This window comes from Pseudomonas weihenstephanensis (assembly GCF_001043055.1).
GTDB classification, from domain to species: domain Bacteria; phylum Pseudomonadota; class Gammaproteobacteria; order Pseudomonadales; family Pseudomonadaceae; genus Aquipseudomonas; species Aquipseudomonas weihenstephanensis.
The window spans coordinates 129,200-143,402 of the sequence record NZ_JYLF01000004.1 but is presented as its reverse complement, the minus strand read 5'-3'; the positions used below and the strand labels follow the sequence as shown (position 1 = coordinate 143,402).

General features: G+C 57.3%; 14 protein-coding genes. 8 read left to right on the top strand and 6 right to left on the bottom strand.

The genetic code is table 11. The features are described 5' to 3' along the window. The first annotated feature begins 158 nt into the window (after positions 1 to 158). The 7 genes from TU86_RS11395 to TU86_RS11365 all read left to right on the top strand — a co-directional run bounded on the left by TU86_RS11395 (position 159) and on the right by TU86_RS11365 (position 7,807). On the top strand, positions 159 to 1,295 hold the full coding sequence (locus TU86_RS11395) for a branched-chain amino acid ABC transporter substrate-binding protein (RefSeq protein WP_048364422.1): 1,137 nt from the start codon (positions 159 to 161) through the stop codon (positions 1,293 to 1,295). A gap of 164 nt (positions 1,296 to 1,459) precedes the next feature. Then, entirely contained in the window at positions 1,460 to 2,374 is a 915-nt protein-coding gene (locus TU86_RS11390; protein ID WP_048364421.1) for an ABC transporter permease subunit, read from the top strand. A gap of 2 nt (positions 2,375 to 2,376) precedes the next feature. Then, a complete protein-coding gene (livM, locus tag TU86_RS11385; RefSeq protein ID WP_048364420.1) occupies positions 2,377 to 3,660 on the top strand; it encodes a high-affinity branched-chain amino acid ABC transporter permease LivM in 1,284 nt (427 codons plus the stop codon). Between the two features lie 11 nt (positions 3,661 to 3,671). Next, positions 3,672 to 4,547: an ABC transporter ATP-binding protein gene (locus TU86_RS11380; protein ID WP_048364419.1), complete on the top strand. Its 876-nt coding sequence runs from the start codon at positions 3,672 to 3,674 to the stop codon at positions 4,545 to 4,547. Then, positions 4,544 to 5,260 carry an ABC transporter ATP-binding protein gene (locus TU86_RS11375; RefSeq protein ID WP_048364418.1) on the top strand — a complete coding sequence of 239 codons (717 nt, stop codon included), beginning with the start codon at positions 4,544 to 4,546 and terminating at the stop codon, positions 5,258 to 5,260. Before TU86_RS11380 ends, TU86_RS11375 begins: the two co-directional genes overlap by 4 nt. An 804-nt stretch (positions 5,261 to 6,064) precedes the next feature. Beyond that, a complete protein-coding gene (locus tag TU86_RS11370; RefSeq protein ID WP_048364417.1) occupies positions 6,065 to 6,832 on the top strand; it encodes an SDR family oxidoreductase in 768 nt (255 codons plus the stop codon). 69 nt (positions 6,833 to 6,901) lie between these two features. Then, the gene (locus TU86_RS11365; protein WP_048364416.1) at positions 6,902 to 7,807 is read left to right on the top strand and encodes a cation diffusion facilitator family transporter; all 906 of its coding nucleotides are present in this window, start codon (positions 6,902 to 6,904) and stop codon (positions 7,805 to 7,807) included. Positions 7,808 to 7,971: 164 nt separating this feature from the next. On the opposite strand, the gene ureG is transcribed toward TU86_RS11365, so the two are convergent. The 5 genes from ureG to TU86_RS11340 all read right to left on the bottom strand — a co-directional run bounded on the left by ureG (position 7,972) and on the right by TU86_RS11340 (position 10,956). Next, positions 7,972 to 8,583, bottom strand: a complete 612-nt coding sequence (gene ureG / locus TU86_RS11360) for an urease accessory protein UreG (protein ID WP_048364415.1) — start codon at positions 8,581 to 8,583, stop codon at positions 7,972 to 7,974. Between the two features lie 9 nt (positions 8,584 to 8,592). Continuing rightward, positions 8,593 to 9,267, bottom strand: coding sequence for an urease accessory protein UreF (locus TU86_RS11355; protein ID WP_048364414.1), 675 nt, complete (start codon positions 9,265 to 9,267; stop codon positions 8,593 to 8,595). Next, positions 9,264 to 9,764, bottom strand: a complete 501-nt coding sequence (gene ureE, locus TU86_RS11350; protein WP_048364413.1) for an urease accessory protein UreE — start codon at positions 9,762 to 9,764, stop codon at positions 9,264 to 9,266. The genes TU86_RS11355 and ureE overlap by 4 nt, the downstream gene beginning before the upstream one ends. 174 nt (positions 9,765 to 9,938) lie before the next feature. Then, positions 9,939 to 10,571 carry a TetR family transcriptional regulator gene (locus TU86_RS11345; protein WP_048364412.1) on the bottom strand — a complete coding sequence of 211 codons (633 nt, stop codon included), beginning with the start codon at positions 10,569 to 10,571 and terminating at the stop codon, positions 9,939 to 9,941. A 106-nt stretch (positions 10,572 to 10,677) separates the two neighbouring features. Beyond that, positions 10,678 to 10,956 (bottom strand): hypothetical protein, encoded by a 279-nt coding sequence (locus TU86_RS11340; protein WP_048364411.1) that lies wholly within the window; start codon positions 10,954 to 10,956, stop codon positions 10,678 to 10,680. A gap of 276 nt (positions 10,957 to 11,232) precedes the next feature. On the opposite strand from TU86_RS11340, the gene TU86_RS11335 reads away from it, so the two are divergent. Next, complete coding sequence (locus TU86_RS11335) at positions 11,233 to 13,299, top strand: AsmA family protein (RefSeq protein ID WP_048364410.1); 2,067 nt, start codon at positions 11,233 to 11,235, stop codon at positions 13,297 to 13,299. 298 nt (positions 13,300 to 13,597) lie between these two features. On the opposite strand, the gene TU86_RS11330 is transcribed toward TU86_RS11335, so the two are convergent. Further along, complete coding sequence (locus tag TU86_RS11330; protein ID WP_048364409.1) at positions 13,598 to 14,128, bottom strand: ferritin-like domain-containing protein; 531 nt, start codon at positions 14,126 to 14,128, stop codon at positions 13,598 to 13,600. Positions 14,129 to 14,203: the final 75 nt, after the last annotated feature.

The window sequence follows — 14,203 nt, the reverse complement described above, 5'->3', positions numbered from 1 at the left end:
GTTTAGACGGTTGCACGCCCAATAAAAATGGGCCCGAAACAGTCGATAAAACAATAAGACAACGGCTTTTTTAAGAATAAAAAACCAATGGCACGCGCCTTGCTCAGCGCTTTACGTGAAGTCGAAGTGCCTACTAAAAACCTCAGGAGCATCACCTCATGTCGCAGACGTTCTATAAGAAAGGTTTTCTGGCCCTCGCAGTGGCGACTGCGTTGGGTGTTTCTACGTTTGTTCAGGCGGATTTAAAAATTGGTGTGGCGGGTCCGATGACCGGCGCCAATGCGGCATTTGGTGAGCAGTACATGAAGGGCGCGCAGGCGGCAGCCGATACGATCAACGCCGCAGGGGGTATCAACGGCGAAAAAATCATGTTGGTCAAAGGCGACGATGCTTGTGAACCTAAACAGGCGGTAGCGGTGGCCAACCGTTTGGTCGATCAGGACAAGGTTGCGGCAGTTGTGGGGCACTTCTGTTCTTCGTCCACGATTCCGGCTTCTGAGGTGTATGCCGATGCGGGTGTGATCGCAATCACGCCGGGTTCCACCAACCCGGCAGTCACCGAGCGCGGCCTGAGCGCCATGTTCCGTATGTGCGGGCGCGACGATCAGCAAGGCATCGTGGCGGCGGACTACATTGTCGACGTGCTCAAAGGCAAAAAAGTGGTGGTGCTGCATGACAAGGACACCTACGGCCAAGGCCTGGCCGATGCCACCAAAGCCCAACTGATCAAGCGCGGCGTCGAGCCGGTGCTGTACGAAGGCCTGACCCGTGGCGAAAAAGATTTCAGTGCCGTGGTGACCAAGATCCGTTCAACCGGCGCCGATGTTGTGTATTTCGGCGGGCTGCACCCGGAAGCCGGCCCTCTGGTGCGCCAATTGCGTGAGCAGGGTCTTAAAGACGTGAAGTTCATGTCCGATGATGGCGTGGTCACTGATGAGCTGGTCACCACCGCAGGTGGCCCGCAATACGTTGAAGGTGTGTACATGACCTTTGGTGCTGACCCACGCCTGCTGCCTGACAGCAAAGCGGTGGTGGACCAGTTCCGCAAAGCTGGCACCGAGCCTGAAGGCTACACCTTGTATGCCTACGCCTCGATTCAAGCCTTGGCTCAAGCGTTCAACGGCGCTAAATCCAACAAAGGCGAAGACGCTGCCAAATGGCTCAAAGCCAACCCGGTGAACACCGTGATGGGCGAAAAAGCCTGGGACAGCAAAGGCGACCTCAAAGTCTCTGACTACGTGGTGTATCAGTGGGACAAAGACGGCAAGTATCACCAGCTGGAAAAACAGAAGTGAGATGACCCCACCCCTGAACGGCGCTTGGGCGACCGTTCAGGCGGGTGACATCTGCCTCCCTGTCTTCTTTTCCAGGAGCCACGCAAACCCTGCCAAACAAGCTGTCCTCGGACGGCGTGGGAGGCGTGTGTCTGCGTGATGGCTCCAGTGCGTGAGATTGCGTTATGGACGGTATATTCCTACAGCAACTGCTGAACGGCCTGACCCTCGGGTCTGTCTACGGCCTGATCGCCATCGGCTACACAATGGTCTACGGCATCATCGGTATGATCAACTTCGCTCACGGCGAGGTGTACATGATTTCTGCTTACCTGGCGGCAATCAGTCTGGCTTTGTTGGCCTATTTCGGTATTGAGTCCTTTCCGCTCCTGATGCTCGGCACGTTGATTTTCACCGTGGTGGTCACTGGCGTGTATGGCTGGGTGATCGAGCGCGTGGCCTACAAGCCCCTGCGAAACTCCACGCGACTGGCACCGCTGATCAGCGCCATCGGTATTTCCCTGATCCTGCAAAACTACGTACAAATCGCTCAGGGTTCGCGCCAACAAGGTGTGCCTACGTTGCTCAGCGGTGCGTGGCGAGTCGATATCGGCTCAGGCTTCGTGCAACTCACGTACACCAAAGTCTTCATTCTGATCGCGGCTTTCATCGGCATGGGCCTGCTCACTTACATCATCAAGTACACCAAACTGGGCCGCATGTGCCGCGCCACTCAACAAGACCGCAAAATGGCCTCCATTCTGGGCATCAACACGGATCGGGTGATTTCTTACGTGTTTGTGATCGGCGCCGCAATGGCCGCCCTGGCCGGTGTGCTGATCACCATGAACTACGGCACTTTTGACTTTTATGCAGGCTTCATCATTGGCATCAAGGCGTTCACGGCGGCGGTGCTCGGCGGGATTGGATCGCTGCCCGGCGCCATGCTCGGGGGCATCATTCTGGGGATTTCCGAGTCGCTGTTCGCAGGGCTGGTTAACTCGGACTACAAAGACGTGTTCAGTTTCTCGCTGCTGGTGCTGATCCTGATCTTCCGTCCTCAAGGCCTGTTGGGTCGTCCTCTCGTGGCGAAGGTGTGAGTATGTCTGCGGCCATTAATAAACCGATTGATATCAAAAAAAGCCTTGTCGACTCGATCCTTGCCGGGTTGATCTCATTGATTGTGTTCGGGCCCATCGTGGGCGTGGTGCTCGACGGTTACAGTTTCAACTTGCAACCGGCGCGGGTGGGCTGGCTGGTGGCGATTGTGATGGCAGGGCGCTTTGCCCTGAGCCTGTTTTTGCAAACGCCCAAGGGCCTCAAAGTGCTTCAGGGCTTTGAGTCCACGGGGTCTGGCGTGCACGTGTTGCCCCCGGATTACAAAACGCGACTGCGCTGGATCGTGCCGCTGCTGATCGTGATCGCCATCGTGTTCCCTTTCTTTGCCAATAAATACCTGCTGACCGTGGTGATTCTGGGCCTGATCTACGTACTTCTCGGCCTGGGCCTGAATATCGTGGTGGGGCTGGCGGGCCTGCTCGACCTCGGCTATGTGGCGTTCTATGCCATCGGGGCTTATGGGCTGGCGCTCGGCTATCAATACTTGGGGCTGGGGTTCTGGACGGTGCTGCCACTGGCAGCGATTGCGGCAGCGATGGCGGGGTGCATTTTGGGGTTTCCGGTGCTGCGCATGCACGGCGATTACCTGGCCATCGTGACGCTGGGGTTTGGTGAAATCATCCGTCTGGTGCTCAACAACTGGCTGTCGTTTACCGGTGGGCCAAACGGCATGCCCGTCCCGTCGCCGACGTTTTTCGGTCTGGAGTTCGGGCGCCGGGCCAAAGATGGCGGGGTGCCTTTCCACGAGTTCTTCGGTCTGGACTACAACCCCAATATCAAATTCTTGTTCATTTATATCGTGCTGTTTCTGGTGGTGCTGCTGGTGCTGTATATCAAGCATCGCTTGACCCGCATGCCAATCGGTCGCGCGTGGGAAGCCCTGCGTGAGGACGAAATCGCCTGCCGTGCGATGGGCCTTAACCATGTGCTGGTCAAACTCTCGGCCTTCACGTTGGGTGCCTCCACCGCTGGGCTGGCCGGTGTGTTTTTCGCCAGTTACCAGGGGTTTGTGAACCCCTCCTCGTTCACCTTTTTTGAGTCGGCGCTGATTTTGGCGATTGTGGTGCTCGGCGGCATGGGCTCGACCGTGGGCGTGGTGATTGCCGCGTTCGTGTTGACCGTGGCGCCGGAACTGCTGCGCAGCTTTGCTGAATACCGCGTGCTGCTGTTTGGCGTGCTGATGGTGTTGATGATGATTTGGCGGCCACGCGGCCTGATCCGTATCAGCCGGGTGGGGGTTACACCACGCAAGGGAGTTGCGCCATGAACGAGGCTTCTATGGACAAAGACATCGTGCTCTCGGTGGACAAACTGATGATGCATTTCGGCGGCATCAAGGCCCTGAGTGATGTCAGCCTCAAGGTCAGACGCAATTCGATCTTCGCCCTGATCGGGCCTAACGGGGCAGGCAAAACCACGGTTTTCAACTGCCTGACCGGTTTTTACAAAGCCAGTGGCGGCAAAATCGAACTCAGTGCCCGCGGCACCCGCACCAACGTGATCCAGCTGTTGGGCGAACCGTTTCGCGTGACCGACTTCATTTCGCCCAAAGCCTTCGCCAGCCGTTTGTATTACAAAATGTTCGGCGGCACTCATTTGGTGAATCGCGCAGGTCTGGCGCGTACGTTTCAGAACATTCGTCTGTTCAAGGAAATGTCCGTGCTGGAAAACCTCTTAGTGGCTCAGCACATGTGGGTCAACCGCAACATGCTGGCGGGCATCCTGAACACCCAGGGCTATCGCAAGGCCGAAAGCGATGCCCTCGACCATGCGTTTTACTGGCTCGAAGTAGTGGACCTGGTGGACTGCGCCAACCGTTTGGCCGGGGAGCTGTCTTACGGGCAGCAGCGGCGCCTGGAGATTGCCCGGGCCATGTGTACGCGCCCGCAAATCATCTGCCTCGACGAACCGGCCGCCGGGCTCAACCCGCAAGAAACCGAAGCGCTGAGCGGCATGATTCGTCTGTTACGCGACGAGCACGACCTGACGGTGGTGCTGATTGAGCACGACATGGGCATGGTCATGAGCATTTCCGATCACATCGTGGTGCTCGACCACGGCAACGTGATCGCCGAGGGTGGCCCGCAGGCCATTCGCAATGACCCGAAAGTGATCGCGGCTTACCTCGGTGCGGACGAAGAGGAACTGATATGAGCCACCCGATCCTCGAACTCAAAGCGCTGGATGTCCATTACGGGCCGATTCAGGCGCTGAAAAAGGTTTCGATGCACATTGATGAGGGCGAAACCGTGAGCCTTATCGGCTCCAATGGCGCGGGAAAGTCCACCTTGCTGATGTCGATTTTTGGTCAGCCTCGTGCCAGCGGTGGCCAGATTATTTACCAGGGTGTCGACATTACCCAAAAGTCATCGCATTACATTGCCTCCAATGGCATTGCCCAATCGCCGGAAGGGCGGCGGGTGTTCCCGGACATGAGCGTTGAGGAAAACCTGCTGATGGGCACCATCCCCATTGGCGACAAGCACGCGGACGAAGACATGCAACGCATGTTCGAACTGTTCCCGCGCCTCAAGGAGCGGCGAAACCAGCGGGCCATGACCATGTCGGGTGGCGAGCAGCAGATGCTCGCCATCGCCCGGGCGCTGATGAGCCGACCCAAGCTGCTGCTACTGGACGAGCCGAGCTTGGGGTTGGCACCGATTGTGGTGAAACAGATTTTTGCCACTTTGCGTGAACTGGCGAAAACCGGCATGACCATTTTTTTGGTCGAGCAGAACGCCAACCATGCACTGCGCCTGTCTGACCGGGCCTACGTGATGGTCAATGGCGAAATCCGCCTGACCGGCACCGGTAAAGAGTTGCTCAGCAATGAAGAGGTGCGTAACGCGTATCTGGGCGGGCATTAAGCGTTAACGGGCGTCTCGAATATCCCATCGCCTTGTAGGCGCGAGCGTACTCGCGATGGGTTTGTCGAGGTTTGCCTGTCAGAGCCGTACCGAGTGCTTTCGCGAACAGGCGTGCTTCCACAACAAAATGGAGACGCCCTCAAATTGTGGAAAACAAAATTGCGGGGCTGCGAAAGCGCGACATAAAGACGCTGTAAACCCCTGTTTTGTCATCATTTTGACTTGTCCCCGTTTGCTGTGGAGGTGGCTGTGGGTAACGTGGGAGTAGTTGGCTGTAGCCCTTTGTTTATAAGGCGTGTAGAGGTGTGATTGTTTTTTGATCAGCTGCTTTTGGTTGGCCGCACGGTCGATTTGTCAACAGCTTTGTTGATAAAAATTAGGCGCTGAAAATGCGGCGTCAGCCTGTGGATAAGTCTGTGGTTAAACTCTGGAAAGAACGCCCTGAGTGCCGTAAAGACTGGCCTCTGGCTATCCCCTTGGTTGCCTGGCGCCGCACCTTTTTGGGGCGGCTGCATGCGGCTTGTGTTCCGGTCAAGTAAAAAACGCTTAAAAATTGGCTGAAAGCCTTGTATGCCGTGGCTTTGCGTTTTTCGACTTGCCCCCAAAGACTGTGGACGGGCCTGTGGATAAGGTGAGTGCATATGGCGCTACCCCTTATGCAGCAAGGCTTTGACGTCGCTGGTTGTTTTTTGCACAGCTCAACGCGGTGAGCACTATTCGGGTTGCCGCTCAACCGCAGTCGGGGCATTCTGCTCGGCGTCCCATTTCAACGGCGGACACTGCCCGCCAGCCAAGGAGAACACGATGACTTCCACCCTGTTTATTACCGGCGCGACTTCTGGATTTGGTGAGGCGTGTGCCCGCAAGTTTGCACAAGCAGGCTGGAAACTGGTGCTGACCGGCCGCCGTAAAGAACGCTTGGATGCGCTGTGCGAAGAGTTGTCCAAACACACTGAAGTACATGGCCTGGTGGTGGACGTACGTGATCGTGCGGCGATGGAGCAGGCGATTGCCAACTTGCCGCCTGCATTCAGCAAGCTGCGTGGGCTTATCAACAACGCAGGTTTGGCCGTAGGGACCGACCCGGCCCCGCAATGCAAACTCGACGATTGGGAAACCATGGTCGATACCAATATCAAGGGCCTGCTATACACCACTAATCTGCTGTTGCCGCGTCTTATTGCCTACGGTCGTGGAGCCGGGATCGTCAACCTAGGCTCCATTGCCGGTAACTACCCGTACCCCGGCAGCCATGTGTATGGCGGCACCAAAGCGTTTGTGAAGCAATTTTCCCTGAACCTGCGCTGCGACTTGCAAGGCACCGGTGTGCGCGTCAGCAACATTGAGCCGGGGTTGTGCGAGAGCGAATTCTCGATGGTGCGTTTCGGTGGCGATCAGGCGCGTTACGACGCCACCTACCAAGGGGCTGAGCCGATTCAGCCGCAGGACATCGCCGAGACCATTTTCTGGGTGCTCAACACCCCGGCGCACATCAACATTAATCGCCTTGAACTGATGCCCGTTACGCAGTCCTGGAGCGGTTTTGCCATCCAAAGGCACGCCAAGGAGTAAACTCGCGCCTGGCAGCCCGTCCGCGACCCCTGAGAGGGGTCGCACTCAATAGGGCTGAAAGGAGTTTTTGTGAGTAACCGTGGTGAGCAGAAACTGCTCAAACAATCGACTGTTCTGATGTTCGCGGTGGCCATTGCCGGCATCGTGACGGGTTTTATGTCAGGTTCCCAATCCATCCTGTTTGATGGATTCTTCTCGTTGATCGCGACCTTTATCAAAGTGTTGATGCTGATTACAGCGCAACTTATTGCCAAAGAAAGTAACCAGCGCTTCCAGTTCGGCTTCTGGCACCTTGAGCCAATGGTGTTGTTGATTGAAGGCAGCTTCCTGTTATTGATTGCGATCTACGCCTTTTTGAATGGCGTTTTCGGCATCATCAATGGCGGACGCGATATCGAATTGGGGTTGGTCATCGTCTATGCGGCGGTGTTTACCGTGATCGAATTCGCCTACTACTTCTGGGTACGGCGCAAAAACCGCAAATTGAAATCGACACTGATCCAGTTCGACAACATCAGTTGGCTGGTAGACGCGATGTTGTCGGTGGGGCTGTTGATAAGTTTTGTCACGGCATTGGCCTTAAAACATCAAGGTTATGCACAGTGGGCGGCTTACGTAGACCCGGCGATTTTGATTGTGCTGGCCCTGAGCATGCTGGCGCCTGCATTCAAGATCCTCAAACCGGCGTTGCGCGATGTGCTGGGCATTGCCCCGGACGCATTGGACGACAAAGTGCGTGATGCACTGGAAATCGCTTCAGCGCGCCATGGTTTTGAAGGCTATAAAACCTATGTGCAGAAACATGGACGGGCGCGGTTTATCGAGATCCACATCGTGTTGCCTGCGGGTTACCCGCTGACCAGCGTGAAAACCCTCGATGCCCTGCGCGAAGAAATCTCCCAATTGCTGGGCAAGGCGGACAGCGCACGCTGGCTGACCATCAGCTTCACCGGCGATCGCAAATGGATTGCATAAAGCGCGTGGGTTCACTTTGTAGCCGTTGAGGCGTCGCGCGAGGCTACGTCCGGGCGCGGAGCGCTCGCTAAACCCGCCACCGCGCAGCATCCGGTATACCGCTGTCAGCAGGTTTACGCTTGCTTCGCAATCGGACGTCGCCTGCGGCAACGGCGACGTTCGGGCTATTGCGTTAGTAGCCCTTGACGTTCGATGAACGCAACAATCGTGTCCAGGCCATGCCCGGTTTTCTGGTTGCTGAACACAAACGGCTTGTCGCCGCGCATGCGGCGCGTGTCGCTGTCCATCAGTTCCAGGGAGGCGCCCACCAGCGGTGCCAAGTCGATCTTGTTGATCACCAGCAAGTCTGATTTGCAAATCCCCGGCCCGCCTTTGCGCGGTAACTTGTCGCCCGCTGACACGTCGATCACGTAGATCGTCAGGTCAGACAATTCAGGGCTGAAAGTCGCCGATAAGTTATCCCCACCCGATTCCACCAAAATCACGTCCAGCCCCGGGAAGCGCCGGTTCAATTGGTCCACTGCTTCAAGGTTGATCGACGCATCTTCGCGGATCGCGGTGTGCGGGCAGCCGCCGGTTTCTACGCCGATAATGCGCTCCGGGGCCAACGCCTCGTTGCGCACCAAAAAGTCAGCGTCTTCGCGGGTGTAAATGTCGTTGGTGACCACGGCCAGGTTATAGCGTTCGCGCAACGCCAGGCACAGCGCGAGGGTGAGTGCGGTTTTACCGGAGCCTACCGGGCCACCGATGCCGACACGCAGGGGGTGTGCGTTCATTCAAATCTCCTAGGAACGAAACAGGCGGCTGTACTGGCGCTCGTGGGCCATGCTCGCTAATGACAGGCCAAAAGCGGCACTGCCCATGTGGGATAAATCGAGGTTGCTGGCGTGCCGTTGCGCCAGCTGCAAGCTGGGGGACAACTCGCTGGTCATGCGTTGTGCGGCTTGTTGGCCCAACGGCAGGGTTTTCATCAGCACAGCCAATTGATTTTCCAGCCAGCTCCAGAGCCAGGCGGCCAGTGCATCTTGCGGGCTAATGCCCCACGCGCGGGCAGCCAAGGCCCAGCCCAATGCCAGATGCGGCTCGTGCTGTTGCACAAGGAAGTGGCGCGCTGGCTCGTCCAGTTCAGGTAAACCGGTGAGCAGTTGCTGCAAGGAATACCCCATCTGCCGGCTTTCCTGATGCAGCTCGCGGGTCTCACGACTGGCGCGGTGTTGGTCGCAAAACTGTTGCAGGGTGCCCCAGTCTTCTTGCGCGGCGGCCAGGCAATGGGCAAGCAATAACGGCGCTTCGAAGCGTGCCAGATTGAGCAGTAGCTGATCGTTAATCCAGCGTGCAGCGCTGACCGGGTCGTGCACACGGCTTTGCTCAACCGCCATTTCCAACCCTTGTGAATAGCTGTAGCCGCCGATTGGCAGCTGTGGGCTGGCCAGACGCAATAGCGCCCAGGCCGGACTCACAAACGCACGCCAAACTGGTGGATTTTGGGCGCGTAGTTGAAGTCTTCTTCGCCCGCCCGTGAATGATGATGCCCGCCGCCGTAGGCGCCGTGTTCGGGTTGAAACGGCGCTTCAATGGCGTCGGTGTGGGCGCCCAACTGTTCAAGCATCGCCCTGAGCACGTAGTCATCGAGCAGGCGCAGCCAGCCGTCACCCACTTGCAACGCCACATGGCGGTTGCCCAGGTGATAGGCGGCGCGGGTCAGCTCAAAGGTATTGCTGCAGGTGACGTGCAGCAACTGCTCAGGGCGAGCACAGACGCGCACGATGCGTCCGTCCTGAGCCTGGAGGCATTCGCCGTCATGCAGGGGCGGCTGACCGCGCTCAAGAAACAAACCGACATCTTCGCCCTCACTGCTGAAACAGCGCAGGCGACTTTTGCTTCGGGCTTCGAAGTTGAGGTGCAACTCAGCGCTCCACACGGGGTGGGCGTCGACTCTTCGGTGAATGACCAGCATCGGAAGGCTTCCTGCGATTAACGATATACGTGCTTAGAGCAAGGGGCTTGCCAACCTTGCCGTGTGCTGCACTTTTCGTGGAATCGTAAGCTCAAAAAGAGGGCAGGAAGATGAAACTTGATCCAAAGGGGGGCGCAATGAAGGCAGTTGCGCGCTATTAAGGTGCGTCAGGGTTTATTCCGTGCTGCCCAAACCCTGCCAGCGCTTGAGGCCGATGAAGATGAACCGCAGCTGCTGGCTGATTTTGGCCTGGGGTTGCAGGTATTCGGGCAAGGGTTCGGCAGGCGGGTCGATGACGTCAGGCAGGGCGGCAAACACACTTTTAACCACCAGGTCGGCGATGACCGTCAGCGCTGCCGCGTTGAGGTGTTGTAACTTGGGTTTGGAACCCAGGTCGGCTGCCAAGTCCGAGGTGATGTCTTCGCGCAGTGCCGCAATTGCCTGCCGTACGGGCTGCGAGCCGCCATATTGCTCACGCGCCAAAAATAGAAACTGCGAGCGGTTGGCCTGCACCACATCGAGAAAAATGCGCACCGAGGCATTGATCACACCGCCCATGAACAACTCGTTATGGCGCACCAAACGGATGGTTTCACGAAAGGTCTGACCGACTTCACTGACCAATGCCAAGCCCAATTGGTCCATGTCGCTGAAATGGCGATAAAACCCGGTGGGCACGATGCCTGCGGTTTTTGCGACTTCTCGCAGGCTCAGGCTGCCAAAGCCGCGACCCGATTCCATCAAGTGGCGGGCGGCGTCCATCAGCGCAAGGCGGGTTTGTTGCTTCTGTTCAGCGCGGGGGAGCATCGGGGCTGGTCTTCCTGACTAGGGCAGCGGCGCACTCTAGCAAATCAGCTTTGATGACGTCGAACGGTGTAGCGATCAATGTGCGGGTCAGATTTAACGAGGCCGCTTAGCTGGCACGTTGATTCCTTTCAGCCAAACGCTCAGCGCCGCCTTCGGCCAGGCGATTTTGCTGTTGTTTCTGGGTGCGGTCATAGCCATCTTCAGCCACGCGGTTTTGTTGATCCAGCGTGCGTTGCGCACCGTCTTCGGCGACAGGGTCAAGCGGCTGGCTCAAGGTGCTGGGTGCGGGCTGAATTTGCGGTGCAGGCTGCTCAGCGGCGGGCAGAGCAAAGGCGTTAAAGGCAAGCAGTGAGAGGGACAAACCAAACAGGGCTGGGCGTTTCATGATGCAGGTGCTCCGTAGCAGGGCAATAAGTGGGGTACGCCGGCAATGCTACGCTTGGATTTTCGATAACCAAGTTCATAAGGACAATGGTGATAATCGACAAAATTGATTGTTCAACCAAAGGCCTCTAGCCCGCAGGTTTAGGAGCAGGTAAAACACGACTCGGGGCTTTTTTAGGGCAAAGCGGTACGCCAGTTAAACCTTGGGCCGTGTTTGTCGGTCGTACTTTTATACGCGTCGCAATCTGGACGTTCAGACGTAATAAGGAGCCGTGTCATGACGCGCACCCGTAAAACGCTTGCCTGGGCAGGCGGGATTTTTGTCTTGTTGCTGGCCGTGCTGGTGGTGTTGATCGCCACCTTCGACTGGAACCGCCTCAAGCCCACGATCAACACCCAGGTGTCCGAGATGCTCCATCGCCCTTTTGCCATCAATGGCAACCTGGCGGTGCAGTGGCAACGTGAACCCGATGAAGGTGGCTGGCGCGCATGGGTGCCGTGGCCGCACGTTATCGCGCAAGACCTGACCCTGGGTAACCCGCCGTGGGCCAAAACGCCGCAAATGGTCAGCCTTAAAAGGGTCCAAGCGCGCTTGTCGCCGCTGGCGCTGTTGACCCAAACCGTGGTCATCCCGCGTATCGAGTTGACCGAGCCCAGTGCCGAGCTGGTGCGTTTGGCTGACGGTCGCGCCAACTGGACGTTCACCTTTGACCCTAAAGACCCGAACGCAGAACCGTCCAACTGGACGGTGGATATCGGCGCCATCAAGTTCGATAAAGGCCACGTCACGCTTAATGACCAAACGTTGAAGACCCAACTGGATGTGTTGATTGATCCGTTGGGCAAGCCGATTCCGTTCAGTGAAATCGTCGGTGAGAAAGAAGCTAAAAAGACTCAGGAAAAAGGCGCTACCCCGCAGGACTATGCCTTCGCCTTGAAGGTCAAAGGTCAGTATCACGGTCAGAAGCTCAACGGCACCGGCAAGATCGGTGGCCTGCTGGCGTTGCAAGACGCGAACAAGCCGTTCCCGCTGCAAGCCCAAGTCAGCATTGCCGATACCAAGGTTGCCTTGGCAGGCACCCTGACCGACCCACTGAATCTGGGTGCCCTGGACCTGCGTCTGAAACTGGCGGGCAGCAGTTTGAGCAACCTGTATCCATTAACCGGCGTGACCTTGCCGGACTCGCCGCCGTACTCGACCGATGGCCATTTGATTGCCAAGTTGCATGAGCCGGGGGGGGCGGTGTTCATCTATGAAAACTTCAACGGCAAGATTGGCAGCAGCGATATTCACGGCGACTTGAAATATGCCGCCAGCCAGCCGCGTCCCAAGCTGTCGGGCAAGTTGGTGTCCAACCAGCTGTTGATGGCCGACCTGGGGCCGCTGATCGGGGCTGACAGCAATACTGAGCAAAAGGCCCGTGGCGGTGCGAGTAAACAACCTGCGGGCAAGGTGTTGCCTGTTGAAGCGTTCCGCACTGAGCGCTGGCGCGACATGGACGCCGATGTTGAGTTCACCGGCAAGCGCATTGTGCAAAGCGCCGAGTTGCCGTTCACCGACCTCTACACGCATCTGGTGCTCAATAACGGTGTGTTGAGCCTTGAACCGCTGCGCTTCGGTGTGGCGGGCGGCAAGCTGGACGCGCAAATCCGTCTCAATGGCCGTGATACGCCGCTTGAAGGCCGCGCCAAGTTGACTGCGCGCAACTTCAAACTCAAGCAACTGTTCCCAACGTTTGAACCGATGAAAACCAGTTTTGGTGAGCTTAACGGCGATGCTGAACTGTCGGGTCGTGGCAACTCGGTAGCCGCGTTGCTGGGCACCGCGAATGGCGGTTTGAAAATGATCGTCAACGATGGCGCAATCAGCCGTAGCCTGATGGAAATTGCCGGGTTGAATGTGGGCAACTATGTCGTGGGCAAGATCTTTGGTGACGAAGACGTGAAGATCAACTGCGCGGCGGCGGATTTTGGCATCAAAGACGGTTTGGCCACGTCCCAGTTGTTCGTGTTTGATACCGAGAACGCGATCATTTACATCGATGGCACGGCCAACTTCGCGACCGAACAGCTCGATTTGAAAATCACCCCGGAGTCCAAGGGTTTGCGTTTGTTCTCGCTGCGTTCGCCCTTGTACGTGCGTGGCACCTTTGGCAACCCGTCGGCGGGTGTGCAGGCAGTGCCGTTACTGCTGCGCGGCGCGGGGATGGTGGCGCTGGGGGTGATTGCGGGGCCGGCGGCCGGGCTGCTGGCGCTGGTGGCGCCGAGCGGCGGTGAGCCGAACCAATGCGCACCGCTGTTGCAACAAATGCAGCAGGGTAAAGTGCCGAAGACGGTGAAATAAGGGCTTTCCCTCACCCTAACCCTCTCCCGGAGGGAGAGGGGACTAAAAGCAAATCTACGTCACACCGTCCATCAGCTCCCTCTCCCTGAGGGAGAGGGGACTAAAAGCAAATCTACGTCACACCGTCTATCAGCTCCCTCTCCCTGAGGGAGAGGGGACTAAAAGCAAATCTACGTCACACCGTCTATCAGCTCCCTCTCCCTGCGGGAGAGGGTTGGGGTGAGGGCGCTGTTCAACACGGGCATAAAAAAGCCCGCCCTCATGACCTGAGGGCGGGCTTTTAAAGATCTGTGAAGGCTTACAGGTCGTTGAGAATATCTGCCATGTCGTCGGCGTGTTCTTCCTCTTGGGCGAGAATCTCTTCAAAGATCCGGCGAGTAGTCGGGTCTTTGTCGCCAATGTACTGGATGATTTCGCGGTAGCTGTCGATTGCAATCCGCTCGGCCACCAGGTCTTCGTAGACCATCTCTTTCAAGTTTTTACCGGCCACGTATTGAGCGTGGGAGTTCTTGGACAGCAGGTCCGGGTTGAACTCCGGCTCGCCACCTAGCTGGACGATGCGCTCGGCCAGTTTGTCGGCGTGCTGCATTTCCTGATTGGCATGCTCCAGAAACTCATCCGCGGCCACGCTGGCTTTCAGGCCCGTGGCCATGAAGTAGTGGCGCTTGTAACGCAGCACGCACACCCATTCTGTGGCCAGCGACTCGTTGAGCAGACGCAGGATTTCTTCACGATCTGCGCTGTAGCCTTCGGTTACGGCACCTTCTTCGACGTTCTTGCGAGCGCGATCGCGAAGGGTTTGCTTGTCGGACAATTGCATCTCGGTCATTTCAATCTCCTCACTAATCCGGTTGCCGCCTCGCTCTGCTGGCGAAGTCGGTTCATAAGGTGTGAGTTCAGTTGG

Coding starts and splice junctions, on each gene's coding strand:
- ureE (WP_048364413.1), bottom strand. CDS start 9,764: ATGCTGGTCATTCACCGAAGAGTCGACGCCCACCCCGTGTGGAGCGCT.
- TU86_RS11395 (WP_048364422.1), top strand. CDS start 159: ATGTCGCAGACGTTCTATAAGAAAGGTTTTCTGGCCCTCGCAGTGGCG.
- TU86_RS11345 (WP_048364412.1), bottom strand. CDS start 10,571: ATGCTCCCCCGCGCTGAACAGAAGCAACAAACCCGCCTTGCGCTGATG.
- TU86_RS11330 (WP_048364409.1), bottom strand. CDS start 14,128: ATGACCGAGATGCAATTGTCCGACAAGCAAACCCTTCGCGATCGCGCT.
- TU86_RS11375 (WP_048364418.1), top strand. CDS start 4,544: ATGAGCCACCCGATCCTCGAACTCAAAGCGCTGGATGTCCATTACGGG.
- TU86_RS11335 (WP_048364410.1), top strand. CDS start 11,233: ATGACGCGCACCCGTAAAACGCTTGCCTGGGCAGGCGGGATTTTTGTC.
- TU86_RS11370 (WP_048364417.1), top strand. CDS start 6,065: ATGACTTCCACCCTGTTTATTACCGGCGCGACTTCTGGATTTGGTGAG.
- livM (WP_048364420.1), top strand. CDS start 2,377: ATGTCTGCGGCCATTAATAAACCGATTGATATCAAAAAAAGCCTTGTC.
- TU86_RS11340 (WP_048364411.1), bottom strand. CDS start 10,956: ATGAAACGCCCAGCCCTGTTTGGTTTGTCCCTCTCACTGCTTGCCTTT.
- ureG (WP_048364415.1), bottom strand. CDS start 8,583: ATGAACGCACACCCCCTGCGTGTCGGCATCGGTGGCCCGGTAGGCTCC.
- TU86_RS11390 (WP_048364421.1), top strand. CDS start 1,460: ATGGACGGTATATTCCTACAGCAACTGCTGAACGGCCTGACCCTCGGG.
- TU86_RS11380 (WP_048364419.1), top strand. CDS start 3,672: ATGGACAAAGACATCGTGCTCTCGGTGGACAAACTGATGATGCATTTC.